The sequence below is a fragment of the Brevundimonas sp. AC546 genome (genome assembly GCF_979258305.1).
In genome coordinates this window covers 1,214,500-1,238,684 of sequence record NZ_OZ409849.1, presented here as the reverse complement: position 1 = coordinate 1,238,684, position 24,185 = coordinate 1,214,500, and the positions used below count along the sequence as shown (strand labels likewise).

At 65.1% G+C, this 24,185-nt stretch carries 17 protein-coding genes and 3 pseudogenes; 15 read left to right on the top strand and 5 right to left on the bottom strand.

Translation table 11 applies throughout. From position 1 onward, the window contains the following. The first annotated feature begins 68 nt into the window (after positions 1 to 68). Positions 69 to 821 carry a FadR/GntR family transcriptional regulator gene (locus tag ACZZZD_RS06150; protein WP_463433590.1) on the top strand — a complete coding sequence of 251 codons (753 nt, stop codon included), beginning with the start codon at positions 69 to 71 and terminating at the stop codon, positions 819 to 821. 19 nt (positions 822 to 840) lie between these two features. On the opposite strand, the pseudogene ACZZZD_RS06145 reads toward ACZZZD_RS06150, so the two are convergent. Further along, positions 841 to 1,433, bottom strand: a pseudogene (locus ACZZZD_RS06145) (IS6 family transposase); the annotation flags it as partial. Between the two features lie 371 nt (positions 1,434 to 1,804). Between ACZZZD_RS06145 and ACZZZD_RS06140 the strand changes: the two are divergent. The 14 genes and pseudogenes from ACZZZD_RS06140 to ACZZZD_RS06075 all read left to right on the top strand — a co-directional run. Further along, a complete protein-coding gene (locus tag ACZZZD_RS06140; RefSeq protein WP_463433588.1) occupies positions 1,805 to 3,319 on the top strand; it encodes a hypothetical protein in 1,515 nt (504 codons plus the stop codon). 82 nt (positions 3,320 to 3,401) lie between these two features. Next, the gene (locus tag ACZZZD_RS06135; protein ID WP_463433586.1) at positions 3,402 to 6,050 is read left to right on the top strand and encodes a TonB-dependent receptor domain-containing protein; all 2,649 of its coding nucleotides are present in this window, start codon (positions 3,402 to 3,404) and stop codon (positions 6,048 to 6,050) included. Positions 6,051 to 6,322: 272 nt separating this feature from the next. Next, positions 6,323 to 7,093 (top strand): type II secretion system protein N, encoded by a 771-nt coding sequence (locus tag ACZZZD_RS06130; protein ID WP_463433584.1) that lies wholly within the window; start codon positions 6,323 to 6,325, stop codon positions 7,091 to 7,093. Then, entirely contained in the window at positions 7,090 to 9,207 is a 2,118-nt protein-coding gene (gspD, locus tag ACZZZD_RS06125; protein WP_463433582.1) for a type II secretion system secretin GspD, read from the top strand. Before ACZZZD_RS06130 ends, gspD begins: the two co-directional genes overlap by 4 nt. Continuing rightward, positions 9,204 to 10,757: a type II secretion system ATPase GspE gene (gene gspE, locus ACZZZD_RS06120; RefSeq protein ID WP_463433580.1), complete on the top strand. Its 1,554-nt coding sequence runs from the start codon at positions 9,204 to 9,206 to the stop codon at positions 10,755 to 10,757. Before gspD ends, gspE begins: the two co-directional genes overlap by 4 nt. Beyond that, positions 10,757 to 11,974 (top strand): type II secretion system inner membrane protein GspF, encoded by a 1,218-nt coding sequence (gene gspF / locus ACZZZD_RS06115; protein ID WP_463433578.1) that lies wholly within the window; start codon positions 10,757 to 10,759, stop codon positions 11,972 to 11,974. Before gspE ends, gspF begins: the two co-directional genes overlap by 1 nt. A 13-nt stretch (positions 11,975 to 11,987) precedes the next feature. Beyond that, positions 11,988 to 12,440 carry a type II secretion system major pseudopilin GspG gene (gene gspG / locus ACZZZD_RS06110; protein WP_463433576.1) on the top strand — a complete coding sequence of 151 codons (453 nt, stop codon included), beginning with the start codon at positions 11,988 to 11,990 and terminating at the stop codon, positions 12,438 to 12,440. Next, complete coding sequence (locus ACZZZD_RS06105) at positions 12,421 to 12,885, top strand: GspH/FimT family pseudopilin (protein WP_463433574.1); 465 nt, start codon at positions 12,421 to 12,423, stop codon at positions 12,883 to 12,885. Before gspG ends, ACZZZD_RS06105 begins: the two co-directional genes overlap by 20 nt. Continuing rightward, positions 12,878 to 13,246 (top strand): type II secretion system minor pseudopilin GspI, encoded by a 369-nt coding sequence (gene gspI, locus ACZZZD_RS06100; protein WP_463433572.1) that lies wholly within the window; start codon positions 12,878 to 12,880, stop codon positions 13,244 to 13,246. The genes ACZZZD_RS06105 and gspI overlap by 8 nt, the downstream gene beginning before the upstream one ends. Then, entirely contained in the window at positions 13,243 to 13,839 is a 597-nt protein-coding gene (gspJ, locus tag ACZZZD_RS06095) for a type II secretion system minor pseudopilin GspJ (RefSeq protein ID WP_463433570.1), read from the top strand. The genes gspI and gspJ overlap by 4 nt, the downstream gene beginning before the upstream one ends. Positions 13,840 to 13,880: 41 nt before the next feature. Continuing rightward, positions 13,881 to 14,837: a type II secretion system minor pseudopilin GspK gene (gene gspK / locus ACZZZD_RS06090; protein WP_463433568.1), complete on the top strand. Its 957-nt coding sequence runs from the start codon at positions 13,881 to 13,883 to the stop codon at positions 14,835 to 14,837. After that, positions 14,834 to 15,925: a type II secretion system protein GspL gene (gspL, locus tag ACZZZD_RS06085; protein WP_463433566.1), complete on the top strand. Its 1,092-nt coding sequence runs from the start codon at positions 14,834 to 14,836 to the stop codon at positions 15,923 to 15,925. The genes gspK and gspL overlap by 4 nt, the downstream gene beginning before the upstream one ends. Next, a pseudogene (gspM, locus tag ACZZZD_RS06080) lies at positions 15,922 to 16,068 on the top strand (type II secretion system protein GspM); the annotation flags it as partial. The gene gspL and the pseudogene gspM, both read left to right, overlap by 4 nt. A 25-nt stretch (positions 16,069 to 16,093) precedes the next feature. Next, positions 16,094 to 16,408: pseudogene (locus tag ACZZZD_RS06075) on the top strand (hypothetical protein); the annotation flags it as partial. Between the two features lie 243 nt (positions 16,409 to 16,651). On the opposite strand, the gene ACZZZD_RS06070 reads toward ACZZZD_RS06075, so the two are convergent. From ACZZZD_RS06070 to ACZZZD_RS06055, 4 genes are all read right to left on the bottom strand, one after another. Then, positions 16,652 to 19,558, bottom strand: a complete 2,907-nt coding sequence (locus ACZZZD_RS06070; RefSeq protein ID WP_463436094.1) for a TonB-dependent receptor — start codon at positions 19,556 to 19,558, stop codon at positions 16,652 to 16,654. Between the two features lie 154 nt (positions 19,559 to 19,712). Next, positions 19,713 to 20,702: a FecR family protein gene (locus ACZZZD_RS06065; protein WP_463433564.1), complete on the bottom strand. Its 990-nt coding sequence runs from the start codon at positions 20,700 to 20,702 to the stop codon at positions 19,713 to 19,715. Between the two features lie 87 nt (positions 20,703 to 20,789). Beyond that, the gene (locus ACZZZD_RS06060; RefSeq protein ID WP_463433562.1) at positions 20,790 to 21,371 is read right to left on the bottom strand and encodes an RNA polymerase sigma factor; all 582 of its coding nucleotides are present in this window, start codon (positions 21,369 to 21,371) and stop codon (positions 20,790 to 20,792) included. A gap of 45 nt (positions 21,372 to 21,416) precedes the next feature. Continuing rightward, positions 21,417 to 24,173 (bottom strand): TonB-dependent receptor, encoded by a 2,757-nt coding sequence (locus tag ACZZZD_RS06055; protein WP_463433560.1) that lies wholly within the window; start codon positions 24,171 to 24,173, stop codon positions 21,417 to 21,419. Positions 24,174 to 24,185: the final 12 nt, after the last annotated feature.

Here is a 24,185-nt window from a genome sequence, read left to right as displayed (position 1 = left end):
GCGATCCCCAATATCATAATATTAATCGACAGGAAGACATTTCAAACATTGTCAAATATGACCACCGCATGAGCGTCATCAGCGGCCACATCAACTCCTCACCCAGAGTGACGCAGGTCCTATCCGCCCATGAGCAGATCGTGCGTGCCCTGGCGCAAGATATCCTCACCGGGCGGTTGGCGCCGGGTGACAAGCTGCCTTTAGAAGCTGACTTGCTGGACCGCTTCGGCGTGTCGCGGACAGCGCTTCGGGAAGGCTTGAAGACCCTGGCCGCGAAAGGCTTTCTCAGCGTTAAGACACGGGTAGGCACGCGGATCACCGACCCCGTCCATTGGAATTACTTTGATAGAGAAGTTCTGACTTGGCAGGTCTCGGGCGGGATGGATGCAGCCTTCAGGCGGCAGCTGGCAGAGGTGCGCCGGGCCGTCGAACCGGCCGCTGCGGCGCTTGCTGCGGAGCGTCGCACTAACGACGATCTGGCGGCCATGAGAGAGGCCATCCATGGGATGAAGGCCACGGATTTGACCGAGCAGGAGTTCGCCCTCGCGGACCTGTCACTGCATCTTGCAATCGGCGCCGCGTCAAAGAATGCGATGATGCGATCCTTGGCAAGCGTTATCGAGACGGCCTTGCTAGAGGTCTTCACTCTGAGTCCCCCTACCCAGGACGCCGCTCTTCAATCCGAAACCGCCATAGCCCACGAACGCATTGTGGATCGCATTGAGGAAAAGGATGGTTTGGGCGCTGCTGAGGCGATGCTGTTGGTAATCGACGCGGGCTATGAACGCGTGGAGGCCGAGCGAAGAGCGTTGTCAGGTTAAGTTGGCTGACCACAGCTCGGGCGTGAGTGGTGAGGAAACGCTGGGCTGATGCTTGGGAATTGAACAGCTGTTGTCGCCGCTCTCGTCGCCGGATCGAGAGGTGGGAGTTTTCCGCTCGATTGTTTTCTCGAAGCCGGCCGGGAAAATGTAGGCGCCGCAGGCCAAGCTGGGCCAAGGCCGCCTGGCATGATGCGAGCCCGTCGGTCACGATCTTCTCCGGCTCAATGGGCTGGTTTCGCAGCAGACGCCGGAGCAGCCTCAAGGCCGCGTCGGTATCCCTTCGTCACTGACGACAACGTCCAGCACTTCGCCTTCATCATTGACCGCGCGCCAGAGGAACATGCGCCTGCCTCCGATCGAGCAAACAACCTCGTCGAGATGCCAGCGTGGAGAAGGGGAAGGGGAAGGGCGAAGCTTCTTCAGCCGTCGTGCGATCTGAGGTCCAAACTTGATCGTCCAGCAACGGATCGTCTCGTAGCTGACATCGATCCCCCGCGCGGCCATCAGCTCTTCGATCTCGTGAAGGCTGAGGCTGAAGCGAAAGTAGAGCCACACGGCCTGCCGGATCACCGCCGCTGGAAAGCGATGGCGCTCAAACCAGAGTGGCTTCACCAAATGCGATCTGTGTCCCTACGAGTCCAAAATCACCAACGACGGCGTCCGTGTGTGGTTGAGCAGTCTCTCATACCGCGCGCGATAGCTAAGGCGGGATAGCGCGCGATGTTGGCTTGATTCGACGGCCGTGATCGATTCATTCGCGAAATAGACGGGATGCGGATGAAGTAGGTCGGGCAAGAACAGTTACGTGTATAGACTTTAACAAGTCACAAATTTACAAAAACAACTCTGTGCAAAGAGCATAACACAATGTGGCGCTCCGATGTCATGAGTCTATTACAATAAAGGCATAGACCCGGCGAAAGGGGTGCTGGACTGCGTCAGACTGATGCGCGGTGGCCCATGCATATTTTCAGGGGATCTCCATGCTTCGTTTGAACAACATTCTTTTGGCGGGAACCTGCGTTCTCGCTCTTGCTGCTTGCGGCTCGGCTGAGGTCGCTTCGCCTGGCGAAGGCGATTTTGGCGGCGGCGGTGGCGGTGGCGGTGGCGGCAACGTCCCGCCTCCGGCCGGCACCCCGGCAGCGGATTGCCCCACGGGCTTCGCCAACGTCGGTCTGATAGCGAACGGCACCCTGCGCGTCTGCCAGCTTCCCCAGCAAATCCTCGGCGCGTTGACCGTGCCGTTGCGCGCGGGCACCATCTATTCGATCTCCGGCCGGACTGAAGTCGGCACCGATCGGGGGCCTGACGCCGCCGCTCCGACTGCCGGTTCGACCCAAGGCATCCTGACCGTAGAAGCGGGCGTCAAGGTCTTCGCCTCGGGCGGCACCGACTATCTGCTGGTCAATCGCGGGTCGCAAATCTTCGCCGAAGGCACGGCGACCAGCCCGATCATCTTCACGAGCCGGCAGAATGTCGAAGGCACCACGACCTCGTCCTCGCAGGGACAATGGGGCGGTCTGGTCATCGCCGGTCGCGCGCCGACCGCCGTGTGCCCGGTGGGCGTCACGGCGCCGAACGCGGCCTGCGTCGGTCAGATCGAAGGCACCAGCGCCAACTACGGCGGCAACAGCCCTGCGGATAACTCGGGCCGCCTGCGCTATGTTCAGGTCAACTATTCCGGCTTTGAAATCTCGCCGAACAACGAGTTGCAGGCTCTGACCCTGGCCGGCGTCGGCTCGGCCACCACGGTCGATCACTTCCAGTCCTACAACTCGTCGGACGACGGCATTGAAATCTTCGGTGGCAACGTCAACCTCAGCTATCTGGTGATCAACGGCGCCGACGACGACGGACTGGACACCGACACCGGCTGGCGTGGTGGTGCGCAGTTCGGCATCATCACCCAGAAGCCGACAGCCGTGACCAACGGCAGCCGTGGCTTCGAATGGTCGGCCGCGCCGTCGGGCACGACCTACTTCGCCCAGCCCAAGATCTCGAACTTCACGATCGTGGGCCGCAACGCCGCAGTGGCCGCCGATGCGATCATCACTCTGAACACCGGCACCTCGCCGTCGATCATCAACTCGGTCTTCACCAACCCGACGACCTCGGCGGCGGCCTGCCTCGACATCGACGACGCGCAGACGGTGACCAACGCGCCGATCTTCCGCTCGGTCTACTTCGCCTGCTCGCGTCCTTATGAAGATGACAGCAACGTGAACGCGGCTGCAACGGCAGCGGTGTTCATCAACGCGACCAACGTCAACAACACCGCAGCCGGCACGTCGACAATGACGGCTCCGGCGGGCGCAACCATGACGAACAACGGTCTTACCTTCATCAACGGCGCCAACGAGACCGCAGTGACGGCGGCCAATGCGCCGGCGCTGTATCCCTTCTTCACTTCGGTCACCTACATCGGCGCGGTCAGGAATGCGGCCGACACCTGGTACCTCGGCTGGACCTGCGGCCTGGCGGCCGGTTCGACCTGCTGATGACGAAAAGGCGGACGGGGACCCAGTCGGGTCCTCGTCCCATTTCGCCTGCTTTCGTCACACCCCCTTCAAGGCGCAGATCATGAAGACTGTTACTCTGACCCTGACAGGGGTCTTGCTAGCCACAAGCGCAATGGTCGCGCCTGGCTACGCATCCGCTCAATCCGTTAACCCTCCCGCTCCCGTCGAGCAAACCCCGGCGGCGCAGGCCCAACCGGACGTCGATGCGACGCCGGACAACGTCGACGAAATCGTGGTTCTGGGCCGGTTCATCCCCGAGCCCAACCGCGCCAGCCCTGAGGTGGCGGCCTTCCTTACGGCCGAGGACCTACAGCGTACGGGCGACTCCACCGCCGCCGCAGCCCTGACCCGCGTCACCGGCCTTTCGGTCGTCGAAGGCCGGTTTGTCTATGTTCGCGGTCTGGGCGAGCGCTACTCCTCTGCGCTGTTGAACGGTTCCCCGCTTCCCAGCCCCGAGCCGCTGCAACGCGTGATCCCGCTGGACCTGTTCCCGTCCGACATTCTGAAGGGCGTCACCGTTCAGAAGACCTATTCCGCCAGCTTCCCGGGTGAATTCGGCGGCGGCGTCATCGACCTGCAGACCCTGTCGACGCCGACGCGGCCTTTCTTCACGATGAAGGCTTCGGTGGGTGCGGACACGGAGTTCACCGGCCGCAACAATCTGATCTACTACGGATCGCGCACGGACTTCACGGGCTTTGACGACGACACGCGCAGCGTTCCCGACGGTATCGAACTGGCGTTCAGATCCGGCAACCGGATCCAGGCCGGCCCCGCCTATACGGCGGCCCAGCTCAGAACCCTCGGCCAGTCGCTGGAGAACGCTCCGCTGCGTCTTCTTCAGAAGGAGCAGACGCCTGCGAACCTCGGTTTCAGCCTGACGGGCGGAAACTCGATGCAAACCCCGCTGGGCACGCTCGGCGCAGTCTTCGTCGCGGGCTATGACAACAGCTGGAAGGGTCGCCAAGGCGTGAGGCAATCTGGTCGTATCGACAGCGGCGAACTCGTCCTGGCTGACGACTATGTCTTCCGGTCCAACGAGAACAATATCGGTCTCAATCTGTTTGGCTCGCTAAGCCTCGCGAACGACGACAACGAGATCAAGTGGACCAATTTCTACGTCCGAAATGTCACCAAGGAAGCCCGCTCGGTCGCTGGTTTCGACGATCTCGGCGGCGGCGCCTATCGCCGTACCGACTACACGGAATGGTTCGCCCGTCAGCTCTTCACGACCCAGCTGTCCGGCGATCACACGGCGGGCGCGTGGGATTTCACCTGGCGTGCGGCTTACGCCAAGACATCGCGCGACGCGCCGTATGAGACCCAGTTCGGCTACGGCAAGAACGCGGCCGGCGACATCATCCACAATATCCAGACCAACCGGATCTCGTTCAGCAATCTGGACGACACCATTGTCTCGGGCGGCGCGGACATCAGCTACACCCTGCCGCTCTCGGAAGCGCGCGAAGCCAAGTTCACCCTGGGCGTGGCGAGCAGCGACAACGATCGTTCGTCGCAGCAGCGCCTTCTTCACTTCATCGCCCTCAATGGCCTGACCCCCGAACAGCAGCTTTCGCGCGTCGATTATCTGTTCTCGGATTTCAACATCGGCTCCACGCTGCAGCTGGAAGAAATCACGGGCTCGAACGGCGCCTCGGCCTATGATGGGAACCTGAGGATCAATGCGGTCTACGGTCAGGTCGAGGCCGAGGTCATCCCCTTGGTGAACCTGAACCTCGGTGTCCGCTTTGAGGACGGCAAGCAAAGCGTCAATCCGTTCGACCTGTTCGGCGCCACGATCGGCTTCCTTCCGACCGAAATCGACGAAAGCTATGTGCTGCCGGCGGCGACGGTGACCTGGAATTTCGCCGAGGACATGCAACTGCGGTTCGGCGCGTCCAAAACCATCGGACGCCCTCAGTTCCGCGAACTGGCGCCGCAGCAATATACGGATGTCGAAAGCGACCGCACCTTCATCGGAAACCCCTATCTGGTGAACACGGAGTTCTTGAACCTTGACGCGCGCTACGAGTGGTATTTCGCCCGCAACCAGTATGTGACGTTCGGCGTCTTCTACAAGGATCTGGACAAGCCGGTTGAATCCAGCGTCGTCGATCAGGGCGCCAGCATTTCCCAGACCTTCATCAACGCTCCCAAGGCCATCGTCAAAGGGGTCGAACTGGAGGCCAAGAAGTTCTGGGAGTTCCCGGACAATGGCCTGCCGTTCATCGCCAGCAAGCGTTGGCTGGTCTCGGGCAACTACACCTACTCCAACTCCGAGGTTAAGGTCGAAGACGGCGACACCGTCACGACCCAGTCCAGCCTCGGCGTCGCTCAGCCGGCCTCCTTCTACGTCATTGATGGAAGCCGCCTGCAGGGTCAGTCGGACCACGTCGCCAATCTTCAGTTGGGTTGGGAAGACGACGCGGCCAAGTCGCAAGCGACCATCATCGTGAACTACGTCTCCGAGCGCACCTCGGCGCGTGGCCGTCCCGGCGAGCCGGATCTGATTCAGGATCCGGGTGTGTTTCTCGACTTGGTGTATCGCAAGGACTTCAGCGTGATCGGGCAGGACCTGGGTCTCGCCATCGAGCTGCGAAACCTCCTCGGCACCGACTACGACGAATATCAGGAGCAGGGTCGCAAGATCCGGATCAACAACTACGATCTCGGATCTAGCGCCACCGTCAGCCTGACCGCACGCTTCTAAAACAGTCTGTCAGGGGTCGATCCAGTATCGACCCCTGACGTTTTTAAGACATTTGATCCGCGGCCCTCGCAAGTGTCACGCGAGGTTCTTGCGGTTGTCGCATACCAGTGAAGCCGCCTTACGCCGATTGGTCTAGGAGCGTGGCCTTGCCGCGCGCATTGGACGCGACGGCGAATGTCGGGCGCGCGAACGTGATCTCTAAACTCCGTCAATGGGCATCCGCGACTGCGCAGTCAGCGCGCGGTCCCGGTCGCGCCACGCGGTTGCCGTTGGTGATTGAAGCGATCCTGATATGCCTGCTGCTGTTTCAAGCCGGACGCCTGGTCTGGATCGTGATCGATCCCAACGCGCCGTCCATGGCGCCGCTCGCGCAGGCGCCGATAAAGCCGACAGACTCAAGTGTTTTCCAGCGTTTCGACGCCTTCTTCCGCACGGGCGGCCTTAGCAGCCTGGCGGATGTGACGAATGCGGATACGGCCCAGCTTCGCCTGTTCGGCGTGCGTAGCGGCGGTGTTGGCGACGGGGCGGCGATCATCGGCTTGGCCGACGGGCGTCAGGTTTCCATCGGCGTCGGCGAGGAGGTCGAGCCGGGCCTGGTGCTTAAGGAAGTCGGACAGGACTATGTCACCCTTGCGCGGGGTCTGTCCGTCAGCCGGCTGGTCTTCTCTGAAGTCCCGGTCGGGGCTCCGCCTCCTCCTCCTCCGCCGCCGGGCGAGCAGGTTGTCGGGCCGGCGGCGCCCGCGTCCGCACCCTCCGCCCCGGTGGCCGCCGTTGATCCGTCCAGACTGATGGCCCAGGCCTCTTTGCGTCCCCGGATGCAAGGAATGGCCATCAAGGGTTTCACCGTTTCAGGCTCTGGAGACCAGCTGGCCGCAGCAGGCCTTCAGGCCGGCGACGTGATCCTGTCCGTCAACGGCAATGAACTCACCGGCCTCGACCGGATCGCCGCCCTTCGGGGCCAACTCGCCAACAGCGCCAATGCCGAGGTCCGTTTCGAACGGGCCGGACAAGTGCAGACGACCACCATAAGGACAACTCGGTGAACCGACGCAGTTCCACCTTCCTCGCGGGCGTTCTCTCGGCGATCTTACTGGCGCAAGGTCCGCTGACGGCGGCGCCCGCCGTGGCCCAGTCCGCTGGTCGGCAAACCCTGAACGTCCAAGGCGCCGACATCCGCGCCTTCATTCAGGATGTCGCCCGTATGACGGGGCGGACCTTCATTGTGGATCCTGCGGTGACGGGAACCGTCACGGTGACCAGCGACAGACCGCTGGGTCGGGCCGAGTTGTTCGAGGTGTTCCTGTCGACCCTGCGCGCCAACGGCCTGGTCGTCACGCCCACAGGCTCCGGCGCCTATCGCATCAGTCCCGCGACCGGTGCGGCCCAGGGGCCATCGACCGTAGGGACCGAGCGGTTCTCGACCGAAGTCTTCCAGCTTCGCAATATCGATGCGGCCTCGGCGGCGGAAACCATTCGACCGCTGGTCGGGGCCCAAGGTCAGGTCCTGCCCAATCCTGCCGGCAACAGCGTGGTGGTCGCGGACTTTGCCGACAACCTGACCCGTATCCGCGCTCTGATCACGCGTATCGACGTGGACCGCGCCAGTTTCGACGTCCTGACGCTGGAAAACTCCTCAGCCCGTGAGATCGCGGCCGTTCTTCAGACGGTTCTCACACCCCCTGGCGGGCAGCCCGGGCAGGGCATGGTGTCCGTGACGCCCGTGGAGAGCTCGAACTCCGTCATCTTGCGTGGCGATCCTGCCGCCGTGGCGCGCATTCGCCCGCTGATCGAAGACCTCGACCGGCGCGCCCAATCGGCCGACGACGTCAAGGTCGTCTTCCTCGAACACGCCAACGCGGAACAACTGCTGCCTGTCCTTCAGCAGATCGTTGGCCAGCAGGTGACGGCGGCCAGCGCCAACGCCACGCCTGCAAGCCAAAGAGATTCTGGCGGAATCGGCCAAACCGCATCCGTCGAGGCTCCGGCTTCGGCGCCGACGACCGTCTTGCCTGGCCAGAAGGCGACGATCGCGCGCTTTCCCGGCGCCAACGCCCTGGTGATTTCGGCATCTTCGGATACGCAACGAATGCTTGCCGAGGTGATCCGGCAGCTCGACGCCCGTCGTCAGCAGGTGCTGATCGAGGCCATTGTCGTCGAGCTCAGCGACACGGCGGTCCGCGAGCTTGGCGTCCAATGGATTCTGGCGGGAGAAGACGGCAATCCAGCGGGCCTGACCAACTATCGCAACCGATCGACACCGCTGGTCCCGATCGCAGGCGGGGCGGCCGCCGGTCAGCTTGACGATCCAAAGGATGCGACCATCCGCGATCAGCTGCAGAGGCTTGCGCTCAACAGCCTGCTCGGGGCGAACGGCTTCGTCGGCGGCGGCGGCGGCCGTATCGGCGACGGCCTGTTCGGCTTCATCATCAATGCGGCGAAGACCGACGAAGGGTCCAACTTGCTCCAGACCCCGTCACTCATGACGCTGGACAATGAAGAAGCCACGATCCTGGTGGGTCAGGAGGTGCCGATCACGACCGGCGAGACCTTGCTGGACGGCAACTCCAACCCCTTCCGCACCACCCAGCGCCAGGACATCGGCGTCAAGCTGACGGTCCGACCGCAGATCAATGCTGGCGGCTCGATCACCCTGCATGTTCGTCAGGAGGTGTCGAGCATCAACGGAGTCCTGACCAACTCGTCATCGGATCTCGTGCTCAACAAGCGTGAGCTGGAGAACACCATGGTCGTCGACGACGGCGCCATTGCGGTGGCGGGCGGGCTGCTCGACCAAAATGACCGGCTGTCGGTCGATAAGGTTCCAGGACTGGGCGACTTGCCAGGGGTTGGAGCCCTCTTCCGATCGACCAGCCGTCAGCGGGGCCGCACCAATCTGATGATCTTCATCCGACCGACGATCGTGAGGTCGGAGGGCGACGCCCAGAGGCTGGCCGCTGACCGCTGGGGTTATATGCGCCAGCAACAGCTAACCGCCACGCCAGGCGCCGAGCCGAGCCTGGACGAAATGTTGCGCGATTACATGCGCGCGACCCCGCCCGAACATGCCCCTGTCGGGGCCGCTCCTTTTGCGTCGGTCGCAGGGGCGCCTCTGCAGCCTGTCGCCGATGGCGCTCAACCGCCCGGCGGGCGACCATGATCACTCGGGTCAATCCGACGCTGCCTTATGGGTTCGCCAAGCGCAACGGCGTGGTCCTGCTCGACGCCGGCGAGGTCGCTCTGGTCGGTTTCAGGCAGGGCGCCGACCCGGCAGGTCTCATCGAGGCCCGGCGCGCGCTGGGGTGTCCGCTCAAGATTGAGCAAATGGATCAGGTGACGTTCGATCGCCATCTGTCGCAGGTCTATGCCGGCGACTCACTGGTGACCGGCGACGGCGATGATCTGGGTCTGCCGGGCAGGGGTATGCCGGGCGGACTGGATAGTCTGATCGACGACATGCCGGCCGCCGCCGACCTTCTGGACACCGCCGACGATGCGCCTGTGATCCGGTTGATCAATGGCGTGATCGCCGAGGCGGTGCGTGCCGGCGCCTCGGACATCCACCTGGAGCCGTTCGAGACCGCTCTGACGATCCGCATGAGGGTGGACGGCGTGCTGCGCGAGGCCCTGAGTCTGAACCCCCGGATCACGCCGCTTCTGGTGTCGCGCATCAAGGTCATGGCGCGGCTGGACATCGCCGAAAAACGTGTGCCCCAGGACGGCAGAATTCCGCTCACGCTCGGCGGCAAGACTTTGGACGTCCGGGTCTCGACCCTGCCTTCACGGGGGGGGGAGCGGGTGGTGCTGCGGATCCTCGACAAGGCGCAGGCCGATCTGGACCTGAACCGGCTGGGCATGAATCCACTGGTGCTTGAGGCTTTTCGCGCGGCGCTGACGGAGCCCAACGGCATCATACTGGTGACCGGACCTACCGGGTCGGGCAAGACGACCAGTCTCTATGCTGGTCTTACCCTGCTCAACGACACGACCCGCAACATCCTGACGGTCGAAGATCCGGTCGAGTATGCGATCGACGGCGTCGGCCAGACCCAGGTCAACACCAAGGTGGGTATGACCTTCGCCGCCGGGCTTCGCGCCATTTTGCGCCAGGATCCCGATGTCGTCATGGTGGGTGAAATCCGCGACGCCGAGACCGCCAGCATCGCCGTTCAGGCCGCTCTGACGGGCCATCTGGTCCTGACCACGGTCCACACCAATGATGCGGCGGGCGCCATCACCCGCCTGCGCGACATGGGCGTGGAGCCCTTCTTGTTGGCCTCGACCCTGCGATTGATCGTCGCCCAGCGGCTGGTGCGAAGGCTATGCGAGGACTGCCGATGTCCGGAGCCGGCGGATGTCGCAACAGCGAATCTGGCGGGGCTTGCGATCGGTCAGACGGTCTGGCGTCCGCGCGGCTGCGCGCGATGCAGTCAAACGGGTTATGTCGGACGGACGGGTCTTTACGAGTTGATCCGCGTGGATGACCGCGTCCGCCGCTTGATCGCCTCCGAGGCCGGAGAAGAAGCGATCGCCGCCGTCGCCTTCGCGGCGCCGGAACGGGGAGGGCGTACCCTGAGCCAGAGCGCCCGGGAACTTGTCGTCGCAGGCATCACCTCCGTCGAGGAGGCCGTTCGTGTCGCCCGGCAGGAAACCCAGCAGGACGCCGCTCATCTGGAACCCCCGACGTCGTCACAGGGAGCCGCGGCCTGATGGCCTTGTTCGACTATGTGGCTGTGGACGCTGAGGGCCGAACCGTCACGGGCGCCGTCGCGGCATTGGACGACGCCGCCGTCCGAAAGACGCTGGGCCGAAAGAGGCTGGTTCCCTTGGACATCACGCCCTCGACCGGCGCGACGTCCCATGTTGATCGCGCGTCTTCGGGCAAGCCGGGGCGTTTGAGCTCGAAGGCCCTGGCGCTCACGACCCGGCAACTGGCGACCTTGGTTTCGGTCGCGCCCATTGAAGAGGCCTTGCGCACGATCGCTCTTCAGGCGGATCGGCCCATGGTGCGAATGATCCTGGAGACCGTGCACCGCGGAGTGATGAGCGGACGGCGTCTGTCGGACGCGATGGCTTTGGAACCCAGAGCCTTTCCGCCGCTCTATCGCGCAATGGTTTCGGCAGGTGAAACGTCCGGAGCGCTTCAGTCGATCCTTGAGCGTCTGGCCGACAGACTCGAACTGGACGAGCAGGTTCGGGGCAAGGTGATTACCGCTCTGGTCTATCCTCTCGTCTTGGCCATCGTTGCGCTCGGCGTCATCGGGGCCCTGATGACCTTCGTCGTTCCCAAGGTCGTCGATCAGTTCGACAGCATGGGGCAGACCCTGCCGCTGCTGACGCGCCTGGTGATCGGCGTGTCGGAGCTGATGCAAAACTGGAGCTGGCTGCTCGCGCTCGTCATCGCCGTCGGGGCGATCGGTTTTGCAGCGATGTGGCGAAACCCGGCCTTTAGGCTGACAGTCGACCACCTGCAGCTGCGATTGCCCCTGGTCGGGCGACTGACCCGCGATCTGCACGGCGCCAAGATGGCTCGGACGCTGTCGACGATGATCGCCGCAGGTCTTCCGGTTCTGGAGGGCCTGACCATTACGGCGCGCACCGTGTCCAACCGGGCGCTGAGGCGCGCGACCGAGACGATGGCGGATACGGTGCGCGAAGGCGGCGGCCTGTCGAGCGCCATGCGCCGGGCCGACGTTTTCCCTCCCATCCTTGTCTACATGACCGCCTCGGGTGAGAGCAGCGGGCGGCTGGAGCCCATGCTCGACCGCGCGGCCGACTATCTTGAGCGCGAGTTCGCGACGTTCACAGCCGTGATGCTGAGCCTGCTGGAGCCGGCGATCATTGTCATCATGGGCGGGATTGTCTGCCTGATCGTGCTGTCGATCCTGTTGCCCATTCTTCAGATCAATACCCTGGCGATGGGGTGAGGAGTTGCTTGAGATGACCCAAACCAAGAAACAGGCCCAGCGTCGCCGACGCGCCGGATTCACCCTGGTGGAGCTGATGGTGGTGATCGTCATCATCGGTCTTTTGGCGACGGTCGTCGCCATCAATGTCCTGCCGGCCCAGGGCAAGGCCATGGTCGGAAAGGCCAGAGCCGATATTTCGACGCTCGAACAGGCGATCGAAACCTATCGGCTCGACAACCTGACCTTCCCGGATAGCGCCCAGGGCCTGCAGGCTCTGGTGGCGGCGCCCCAGGGTTTGTCTCAGCCTGAGCGCTACCGCGAAGGCGGCTACGTCCGTCGGTTGCCCAAGGATCCCTGGGGCCAGGACTATCAGTATCGGCGCCCGAGCACGCACGGCGGTCAGTTCGACGTCTTCTCATGGGGCGCGGACGGCAAGGAGGGCGGCGAGGGTGAGGATGCGGACCTTGGCAACTGGCAGAGCTAGGCTCGGTCGGAAGCCGCGCGCCGGTTTCACCCTGGTCGAGCTGATGATGACGGTCGCCATCATCGCGATGGCGGGCGCCGCCGTGGTCATGGTCGCGCCCGATCCGAGGCCCGCCGTTGGTGCGGAGGCCGAGCGATTCGCCGCCCGATTGGCCAGCGCGCGAGACGAGGCGATGCTGACCAACCAACCGATCGCCGTCGAGACGACCACGTCAGGTTATGGGTTTCAGGCTTTCGATGGTTGGGCCTGGACCAAGCTAGAGGAGGGGCCATTCAAACCCGTGCTTTGGGAAACCGGCACCATCGCCGAGGCGGGTCAAGAGGCGGCGCTGGTCGTCTTCGACCCCACAGGCGTGGCGGACCCGTACCGACTGACCCTGAGACGCGAGGGCCGGGCGCGGGTCGTGACGGTGGATGGCGCCGGCGAGGTCAAGGTCGATGACTGATCGGTGCGCCCGGCGCAATGGCTTCACCCTGGTCGAGATGCTGGTCGCCCTGGCGGTCTTCGGCCTGTCCGCCATGGCGCTGTTGAATCTGGTTGGGGAGAACACGCGTTCGGCGGCGCGGGTGGAGAGCCGCACCCTCGGCGGGATCGTGGCGGACAATCTGGTCATCGAGGCGGTCATCGCGCCTTCGCTCAGTGACGGCGTGTCGAACGGGCGAACGAACCTGGCGGGCCGGGACTGGAGCTGGACACGGATCGTGGCGCCCACCGACGTCGCCGACATCCAGCGGGTCGAGGTCCGGGTGTCTAATGACGAGGGGCAGGCGGCGGATCGCACGGCCTTCCGGGCGCGGGCCTCATGAGCCGGGATCCAGGACGAGCAGGCTTCACCCTCGTTGAAGTCATGATCTCGCTGCTGATCTTTGCGTTGATCGCCGCAGCAGGCGCGACGGTGTTGACCCAAACCATCGACAACCGTTTCGCCATCAAGGCTGAAACGGACCGGACTGGCGACCTGCAGCGTATGCGCGCGCTTCTGAAATCGGATATTGGCCAAGCGACTGCGCGTCGGACGCGGGGCACGACAGGTCGCCCGCAACAGCAGCCGATCATCGGCGCGACCCAGGCGGGCGCGCCGGTCCTGACTCTGGTGAGGGCCGGCTGGTCCAATCCCGGCGATCAGCCCCGCGCCTCGCTTCAGCGGGTGGAGTACAGCCTTGTTGACGACCGTCTCGAACGGCGGGTTGCACCCCGGCTGGACGGATCTCGTGTCGGATCGGCCCAGGTGCTCTATCGCGGTGTGTCGGACGTGAAGATCAGTTTCGTCCGCGACGGGGTCGAGGCGCCTGCGTTTATTTCCAGCGCGGACAAGCCGATGCCGGACGCGGTGCGTCTGGTGATGACGCTCAAAGGTCTGGGCCGGGTCGAGCAGCTCTTTCTGGTGGGCGGCCGATGACCCCTTCGGGCAGAGCGAGAACTTCCGGGCGCCGCGAAGGCATGGCCTTGCTGACCGTGCTGCTGCTGGTGGCGGTGATGTCGGTCGTGGCCGTGGCCGTGCTGGATGACGTTCGCTTCTCGGTCAGGCGCGCCACCAACGCCGAGGGTCAAGCCCAAGCCCAGATGTACGCCGACGGCGCCGAACTGCTCGCGCTGCGCCAGGTCGCCCAACTCATCGCGATGGGACCGACCAGGACGCCGCTGGAGCCGGAGTGGAACGGGCGTGTTCTCAGCTTTCCGATCGACGGAGGAAGCCTGAGCGCGGTCGTGCGCGATGGTCAGAACTGCTTCAACCTCAACAGCGTGGCCGAAGGACAGGGCGAGGACCTGACGGCGCGTCCGGCCGGGATTGCGCAGTTCGTCGCCCTTGGACGAAGCGTCGGCCTGACGGAGGGGACAGCCCGCGCTGTGGCCGACGGTCTTGTGGATTGGCTCGACGTTGATCCGGCGACCCGGCCCTCGGGCGCAGAAGATGGCGCATATGCAGGCTCAGCTGTCCCTTATCGAACCGGCGGCGTCATGCTGGCCGAGGTCAGTGAGCTTCGCGCGATCCGTGGCGTCGACGCCCAGACCTATAAACGTCTGCGGCCTTTCGTCTGCGCTCTGCCAGTCGCTCGGCCAAGCGTGCTGAACGTCAACACCCTGACGCCGGAGGCGGCGCCGCTGCTGATGATGTTGATGGAGGGCAAGATCGGTCTGTCGGCGGCGCGCGCCGCGATTGAGGCGCGGCCTCGCAACGGATGGCAGAGCGTTGACGCCTTCTGGAGCCAGCCAGCCCTGCTGGGATCCGCCGCCTCGCCGCAAGCGCGGGAGCAGACGAGCCTTCTTACCCGATATTTCGATCTGCGCGTCGATGTCGATTACGGCGGCTCCCGCGCAGTTCGCACCGCCCTTCTTTATGCGCCGCCCGAGGGCGGGGCCAGAACCGTCATCCAACGCTGGACCCTCGACGAATGAGTTCCACTCGCCTGATCCTTATCCCGAGCCGGGCCTCGGAACCCGCCTCATTCATGGTGATTGCGTCGGACGGCGCGGTCTTGCAGCGTGGTCTGATGCCGCTCGATCCGGTCGAGAAGCCCCTGGCCATGCGAACAGTGGCCATTGCGCCCGGCGCCGATGTGCTCGTCCAATGGGTGCATGTGCCGGCTGGGAGCGACGTTCAGAAGCGCTCGGCGGTCTTGTGGGCGCTGCGAGACCGGCTGGCTGCGGCCTCGGAAAGTCTTGAAGTCGCCCTAAGCGCAGCCGTCGAGGGTGAGGATCAGGTCGCGGTCATATTCGACGCGTCATTGCGGCGGGTCTGGCTGGACTATTGCGAAGCGCTCGGCGTTACCGTCGATGTCCTGTTGCCCGACACGCTCGTCGTTCCCGCGCCGCTGTCAGAAGACAGCATAATGGCGGTGTCGTTTCCGCCTAATGTCGCCCTGCGGGGTCGACGTCTGGCGGCGACTGTCCAGCCTGATATGGTCGAACTGCTCACCGAAGGATGGTCGCTCGTCATCCTTGAAGAGGCCGAGGATATCGAGCGGCTGATGATCGAGGCGTCTCTGCGGCCGGCGATCAATCTCATTGAGCGCCGCCGTGTTTCCGTCGGTGGCAGCTGGAAGCGGGTTATGGCTCTGGCCGTCATTCTCGTGTCGACACCATTGATGTTGACCCTCGCCATGGCTGCGCGTGACGACATCATGGCGAGCCGGATGGAAAAACAGACTCGGCAGATCCTAACGCGCGCGGCGCCTGACCTGGCGACCTCTCCCGATCCCCGGGCCGCTCTGGAGGGTCGGCTCACAGCAGCTCCGGCGGGGGGTGTCACCGGCGTAGCTGCGGCGCTTTTTGCGGCCGTCGAGGGCGTGGATGGGGCCGAACTCGACAGTTTCACCGCAGATCCGGAAGGCGGCGTGCGGGCCACGGTGAGCTATTCCGCATATCAGGATCTCGACACGCTCAAACGCGCGGTGATGAGCGCCGGCCTTGTGATGGACGACGCAAGCACGGTCGATGACGCAGGTCGCGTCGTCAGCGAAATCCGGATCGGAGTCGCATTATGATTGCTCTGTTTGACCCGGCGACGCGCTGGTGGTGGTCACGTACGGACCGCGAGCGGCAGATGCTCGCCGTTATGGCGGTCATGGCTGCGGGTGTCTTCGTGTGGATGCTCGTCGTGAGTTCCTGCAGGGGCCTGGCGCGACGCAGCAGCCGAGCGGCGCGCCGAGGCGCGCACGACCTTGTTGCGGATCGACGCGGGCGTGAGGCGTCTGCCGAACAGCCCGAGCACCGCAGCCGCAAAAACGGCCCGGACCGACATCGAACCCCTGGTCCGGCAGAGCGCCGAGGCAGTCGGTTTGGTCATCACCACGGGTATGGATCCGTCAGGCGGGTTGGGGTTCCGGACCGATCAAACGACGAGCGCGCAACTCTTTGCCTGGCTGATGACGCTCAAGACGGAGCATGGATTGGACGTTTCGCGGTTGGCTGTTGTCGAAAATGCGGACGCCACTCTTCAGGTGGATGGCGGGTTCGCGCCGTCTTGAAGCCACTGTGTTTGCTGCATTCATGCCAAACGCTGTGGGCTCCCCACAGCTTCTAGAGTGCTGTCAGGACCAGAATCGATCTGGAGATGCTCCCTTCAATCGCCCGACCACGGTCCGAAATGCCCATTCTCACGGCGGAAACCTCGTCGGTCCATTATGGCGATAGTGGCGCATCACGGACGCTCCAAACCGCGAGAGGTTCCCGGCAGCCTCGGCTGGTGTAATGGTGTTTCGCAAAGCTTCCTACCAGTTCAACTCCAGGCCGAACGAAACCTGCCGACCGGCAGAGCCGACTTGGAGTAGGCGAGCGGGCGTGCGTTCGTAGGCCAGATCGCGGGTGTCGGTCAGGTTGGTGGCGGCGATTGACAGTCGGGTCCTTGCGTCGATCCGATAGGTGGCCTGGGCGTCCAGGTAGCCCGCGGCGCCGACGATGAACGCCGATACCCCGCCGCCCTGCAGGTCGGCCTCGGAGCGGAAGGCGGATCGCCATGACCAGGACAGGTTCAAGGCAAAGGGGCCGCGCTCAAGATACGGATTGATCGACCAGGCGAGGTCCGAAACGCCGGTCAGGCGCTCGCCGTCCGCCAGGCGGCTGTCGGTCCAGGTCGCGCTGGCCCAGACGCCCAAACCGCCGCCCAATCGGTGGTGCAGGCCCGCCTCCAGCCCGTCGATCCGGGCCTGGCCGACATTGCGTGGACGCGACATCAGCACCGGCGCCTGGACCGCCGCGCCGGTTCGGGTCTCGAACGTCAGGGTCTCGACGGCCCAGGTCGCCTGGATGAAGTCGCGGATCGTCTTACGGAACAGGGCCAAGCTGAAACTGGTCCGGCGGCCGGTGACCTCATAGGACAGGTCCAGATTGGTCGAGACATAGGGGGTCAGTTCGGGGTTGCCGCCGATCCCGCTGAAGATCACGCCCGGCTCGGGCCTGTCGACGGCCGCCTGCCCGTATTGATAGATGGCCGAGACCAGAACGCTGGCGGGCACCGTCGAGGCGCGCAGGTCGGCCAGGGAGGGGCGGGTGATGGTCCGTGACGCCGCCAGGCGCACGACGGCGTCGTCCGCGATGTCGAACGCCAGGTTCAGGCTGGGCAGCAGGATCGCATTCTCGCCGTCATGAGTCAGGGGCGTGACCTGCGCCGCGCCGCCCACGGCAGCCATGCGCGCGCCCTCCACCTGGGTGCGCGTCCCGACCAGCCGCAGCCCGGTGTTGCCGAAATAGGACAGGCCGCTCCCACGCCCGTCGAAGTCCGCCCGGACATAGGCCGCCGCAACCCGCTCCTCGACGCCGTAAGAGTTCTGCAAGTCCGAGCCTGTGGGCGTCAGGTCGTCCGGCCGAAAGACCACGTCGTCGCGTTCGCCGGGCAGGACGAAGGCGGCGCGTAGCCGGTCGAACGCTGGCGTGATCCAGGGCCCGGGGCGCGCAGCGATCAGGTCGGAAAACACATCCCCCGGCGTGACGCCGTCATAGAGGCCGGCGATGTCGCCCTGGCCGGGGCGCAGGGCCGCGCGTCGGTCGCGGCGCTGATAGTCGCGGCTGCGCGTGCTGAACTGCCCCCCCATCTGAACGGACGAAAGCCGAAGGCCGCCCCAGGTTCGGTCCAGGGTCCGGCGGGCGTCCAGGACGGCGGTCACGTCCTCGTCGCGGGATTCGACCGCCCTGATATTCAACTGAGCCAGAACCAGCCGGGAGGGATCCAACAGATCGAAGTCGGTCGTTAGCCGGTCTGCCCGACGCGCGTCGGCGGCGCCCTTCAGATCGAAAACGTAGGCGACGCCTTCCGGCGACTGGGCCGACAGTCGCTCCAGCGGCGTGTCGAGCACGGAGTGCGCGCTGGAGACGCTGAGGCGCGGGGTCAGTCGCCAGTTCCCGCGTCGCAGTTCGGCCCCCAGCGAGGTGGCGATGTTCAGGTGCGACTGGTCCGAGAACTCGGTGTTGTTGTCGATCCGTCCGGCGGCGATCCGGCCCGCCGTGACGACCCCGTCCTGTACCCGCTGGATCGCGCCCGGCGTCGCCAACCGCTCGCCCAGGCCGAAGACCAGCCGGTCCTCGCGGATGGCGTTGTCGAAGGTCGAGACCAGGGCGTCGAGGTCGAGGCGAAGGTCAGGCGAGACCTGCCAGTCCACGCCGACGAAACCGCTGCGGCGGCGTCGATCCTCGCTTTCGACCGTGGTGCGCAGGTCGTTGGGCGCCGCCAGAGTGCGGCCGTCCACGACGATCTCTCCATAGCGCATGACCTGAAACCGATCATAGCGGACCGATCTCTGCTCCTGCGACAGACCCGCGACCAGGCCGGCGGAACCGCTCGATAAGACCCATCGTCCGCCGACGGACAGATCGGGGCTGATGCGTCCGTCACGCGTCGTGGTCTCGCCGCCAAGCCGCAGCGTCAGGAACGGATCGCCGTCCAGCCCGCCGGCCGTCTCGATGTCGATGTTGGAGCCGATGCCGCCTTCAGTCAGGTCCGCCGTGGCGGACTTGGTCAGGCGCGCGCCCGCCAGCAGATCGACGGACAGGGCGCGAAACCGGAACTGCCGTCCGCTTTGCGTCGAGTTGCGGATGTTCTCGTTGAAGGCCACGGGGGCGCCGTTCAGGGTCACGGACTGGAACAGCGGCCCCAGACCCCGCACGCTGACGAACTGACCCTCGCCGACCTCGCGCTCGATGGCGACGCCCGGCACCCGTTGCAGCGCCTCGGCCAGATTGGCGGACGGCAGGTCGCCGATCCGTTCGGACGATAGGCCGTCGGAGATGACGTCGGCGTCGCGCTTGCGCCGCAAGGCCTCGTCGATCCGATCCGACAGGCGGCCGACGACCTCGACCGCTTCCAGTTCGGTCGTTTCGGGCGGGGGCGACGCGGCCGGGCGGACTGTCGGGGCGACGGCCCATATGCGCACGCCCCGCGGCCCGACGAAGCGATACCGCAGATCGGTCCCCTCCAGCATCCGCGCCAGCGCGACGCGCCAGCTCATCCGTCCGTTGACCGCGCGCGTCCGCACGTCCCGGCCGGGACGTTGCACGAAGGCCAGTTCGCACCCGGCCTCCAGGCACAGGCGCAACAGGGCGGACGAGGCGTCCTGGCCGGCGATGTCGAAGGCCTGAACGCGCGACCCGGACTGGGCCAGCGCCGGCTGGGCAAGGGCAGCCATCACGGCGACGGTCGCAACCCCGCAGACGACGCGCCGAGGCTTGCGTCGCACGCCGGCGGGCAGCGATGCAGCGGGCGGTTTCACAGCGAGCCTCGGGGAGATGTTCCGTGAAGCCCTTAGCGCAGTCCCATGACAGGTCTGCGATACGGCCGCCTCACTCCGCGCGGATCAGCCGCCGGCCGTCTTCGTCCTGCACGATGCGGATCGGCAGCAGGGCCGCCATCCGGTCCTCCAGCGCGTCCTCGCCCTCAAGCGGCAGGACCACGGTCACGCGGGCGCGCCCCAGCGCGGGATCGGCCAGGACCAAGGGGTGCGCCGAGTAACGGGCGACGGCGGCGACCACGGCCGACAGGGGCGCGTCCTGGAACACCAGGCGACGCTTGCGCCAGGCCGTCGCCATCTCGACGTCGGCGGCGGTCTTGCGGATGCCCGGCTTGCCCGGCTGGAAGTCCGCGCGTTCGCCCGGCGACAGCGTCAGGGCGCCGTCCAGCGCACCTTTGGCCGTCGCATCGCGCGTCCCGACCGCGACCCGCCCCTGCAACAGCGAGATCTGCGCGCCGTCACCGGTCAGGGTCGTGACGAAGCGCGTGCCGGTCACGATCACCCGACGATCCCCGACTGCGACCTGGAAGGGACGGGCTGTGTTGTGGGCCACCTCGAAATAGGCCGCGCCCCGTTCCAGCGTCGCACGGCGCGCGTCGTCGCCCAGGTTCACGCGGATGGCGGATCCGGCGTCCAGTGTCACCCGCGACCCATCGTCCAGGGCGATGTCAGTGATTCTGCCGGGCGCCGTCTCGTAAAGCCGACCCTGTTCGGCGCCCTTCAACATCGGAACCAGGACGACGGCGGCGGCGACGGCCGCCACGGCGAGACCTGACGTCAGCAAGGGACGGCGCGTCATCGACTTGCGCTCGCTGCGACGCAGGGCCGCCAGATCGCCGGCGAAGGCGCTGCGCAAGGGTTCCAGCGCCGCTTGGTCAGCCTTGGCCTGTTCGTACTGACGTAGATGGTCGGGATCGGCCTCCAGCCACGCGATCAGGCCGGCCTGTTCGCGTGTGCCCGCGCCCGGCCGCGCCATGCGGGCCAGCCACGCCTCGGCCGTCCTGGGACGGGCGGCGATCAGGATGTTCAGGCGCTCCAGCATCAGCGTGGCGATTTCCTCTTAAACGCGCGGCGCGGGTCGCCTTTGCAGCCCGCCTCAAAAAACACAACGATCCAGATGCGAGACACCTCAGTCGCCCCGCGATTTCTTCAGTTGACGGAGGGCTTCGGCGATATGTTTTTCCACCATGCTGACCGATACGCCCAGCCGCCCGGCGATCTGGCGGTAGGTCAGGGCCTCGAACCGGTGCAGCAGAAAGGCGTCGCGGGTCTTGGGCGGCAAAGCGCGGATCACGGCGGCGGCGGCGGCCAGGTCCTGTCGGCGGATCAGCCCGGTCTCGGCGTCGGGCGTCTCGCTAGCGATGGCGCGCGGTCCGTTGTCCAGGTCGTGGATGTCATGGGCGCTGCGTCGCGCGCTCTCGCGTCCTTCGGCCTTCCAGCGGTCCAGCTGGATGTTGCGCGCGATGACGAACAGCAGGGGCCGGGCGTCGGCGCTGTTCAAATCATGGCCGGCGCGGTGAAAGCGCACGAAGGCCTCCTGAACCACGTCCTCGGCGTCGCCGGCGCCGCGGGTCTTGCGCAACAGATAGGCGACCAGATCGGCCCGCAGACGGTTCACCTCGGCCTCGACGCCGGTGTCCGCCGCAGGCGCAAAGACGCCCCCTCCCGAACAGGAGGAGGCGTCACGGCGAGGCGAACGCGCGGGGATCACGCGCTCGCCTGACAGTCAGGGCAGGGGTTCAGGTCCACGAACGGATCAGAACTCCATCCGCAGGCCCAGATTGATCCGGCGTCCCGACATTTCGTACATCGTGGGGAAGGACGGATCCATCGTGTAGCCCTTGGTCGCCTCGTCGGTGACGTTGATGCCTTCCAGGTTGATTTGGATGGCGTCGGTCACCCGGTAGCTGGCCGACAGATCGACTTGGCCATAACCCTCGCGCCAGATCGGATACATTTCGTAGCCTATGGCTTCGACGTACTTGTCCTTGAAGTTGTAGGACGCCCGCGCCTGGAACCTGGCGTTCTCGTAGAACAGGGTGACGTTGTAGGTGTTGTCGGCCAGGCCGACCGGCGGGGTGGGAATGCCCAGCTTCGACGTGCCGGTCAGCGAACTGTCCAGCACGGTGTAGTTGGCGTTGATCCCGAACCCTTCCAGCGGTGCATAGAACTGGCCGAACGGCACCACGGCGACCAGCTCGACCCCGCTGACCTCATAGGAGCCCGGTTCGTTGATCGGCTGATAGACGTCGAAGGTATAGACCCCGTCGATCGTGCCGTTGGCATTATACTTGGTCACGTTCGGCACGGTGCCCGTCAGGGCCTGACGCACCACGCCCTCGATTTCCTTCCAGAAATACGAGACCGCCAGCAGGCCGCCGTCGCCCAGATACTGCTCCAGCCCCACTTCCCACTGTTTGGCGTAGGTCGGCTTCAGATTGGGGTTGCCGTCGGTGAAGCGGAAGGAGTTGAAGCTGGCCGTGCGCTTGTAGGCCAGGTCCGTCAGGGCCGGGCGGATCAGGGTCTCCGACGCCGCAGCGCGGAACACCAGGCTGTCGGTCAGTTCAGCCGTGAGGTTCACGCTGGGCAGCAGCTTGTCATAGCCGCCGTCGCTCGAAATCGGCGCAGGCGTGAAGCCGGTCGAACCGTTCGGGTTCTGGATCTGGTGATAGCCCGAAGAAGTGATCGAGGTATCGACATAGCGCGCCCCGCCGTTGACCGAGACCGGCACCGGACCGATGTCGAAGTTCAGGTCCGCCATGGCGTAGAGCGAAAGGACCTTTTCCGACACTTCATAGTAGTCGCCGGGCGTGAACGGCGTGGAGAAGCCGTCGTAGCGGAAGGTGCGACGGGCGTAGTCGTTCGACACCTGGCTCCAGTTCAGATCGCGAATGCTGAAGGCGCCGCCGGGAACCAGGTCGCCGATCGGCGTCAGTTCGCTTTGCGACATCGGACGGTTCAGATAGTCGACGCGGCCCGGCCCGGTCCCCTGGATGTTCAGGGCGCCGTACTGCCGCTCCTTGGACTTGTCGGTATAGCGCGCGCCGAACTGGACGCTGGTCAGGGCCGGGAAAAAGTCCAGGCCCAGGTATTTGGTGAAGTCGATCTGGGCGGCGTATTTGTCGTCGGTGATCTGTTCCAGCGACGTCTCATAGGCTTCGAACAGATAGCTCTGAGGCGAGTTATACATGTCGATCGAGGCGGGGTTGGCGCTCTTGATCGTCTCGCCGCCGTCGGCGGTCCAGCGCGTCCGCGACGGCGCATAGGCGACGTGCTTCAGATTGGCGTAGTCCAGCGTCTTCTCGGCGCCGGAATAGCCGGCCAGGGCGTGCAGCTTCCAGCTGTCGCCGCTCCAGTTCAGCTCGGTCCCGAACTGGCGATAGTCGGTCTCGTTGATCTGCTCCTTGCTGAGCATCTCGTGCTGGGTGAGCGTGTAGGAGACGTCGCGCAGCACCACCATTCCGTAGTCGGCCAAGGTGGTCTTGTCGAACTCGTGGATCGTCTCAAGTGTCGAACGGCTGGAGGCCGAATAGGCCGCCGCATCATACTGGTCTTCGGTGGTCTCGTAGCGGCCGATCAGGGCGTCGAACGACAGGCTGAACTCAGCCGACGGACGATACTGCAGCGACAGGGCTCCGCCCCACTGATCCTGGGTGTTCAGATAGGCGCGGTCGCCCACCTTGTCCTGGAAGATGATCCGGTCGGTCTCGGCCGTATTGGCGCGGTTCTGGACGATCACGCCGGCGTCGCGCGCCAGGACGGCGGCGGCCTGCGTGCCGCGCACGCCGGTCGAGGTCGCCAGGAAACGCGTCAGGGGACGGAAGTTGATGCCCGATTCCGAGTCCGTGCGGTTGGTCCGGCGTGCGCTCGAGAAGGACACCAGCGCCCCCCAGTCGCCCCAGGTGTCGCTGGCCAGGAAGGACAGTTTCGGATCGGTCTTTTCCGAGATGGAGTTGTAGGCGCCCTCGGCCGAGGCCACGACGCGACGACCCTCGTAGTCGAACGGACGTGCGGTCGAGATGTTGACCGAACCGGCGATGCCGCCTTCCTCGTCCGCCGCGCGCGGGGACTTCTGGACCGTGACCTGCTGGATGATTTCCGAGGCGAAGATGTCGAACTCGACGTCGCGCCCGCCGCTGCCCGAGGCGGTCGCCAGGCCGTTGATGGTGACGAAGGTGAACTCGCTGGGCAGGCCGCGCACCGACACGCGCTGGCCCAGGCCCCTGTTGCGCTCGATGGTCACGCCGGGGATGCGTTGCAGCGCCTCCGCCAGGTTCTGCTCGGGGAAGTTGGCCACGTCGGTCGCCACGATCGAATCGGAGAAGCCGATCGTCTTGCGCTTGATGTCGACGGCCTCTTCCAGGCTGCGGCGATAGCTGCCGGTGACGATGATCTCGTCGACCTGGGACACGTTAGCCTGCGCCGAGACTTGGTCGGCCGTTTGCGCGAAGGCGGCGAACGGCGAGACGGCCGCGACGACCAGCGCCGTCGTGCCGAGAATTCGGTTCTTCATTTGGACTACCCC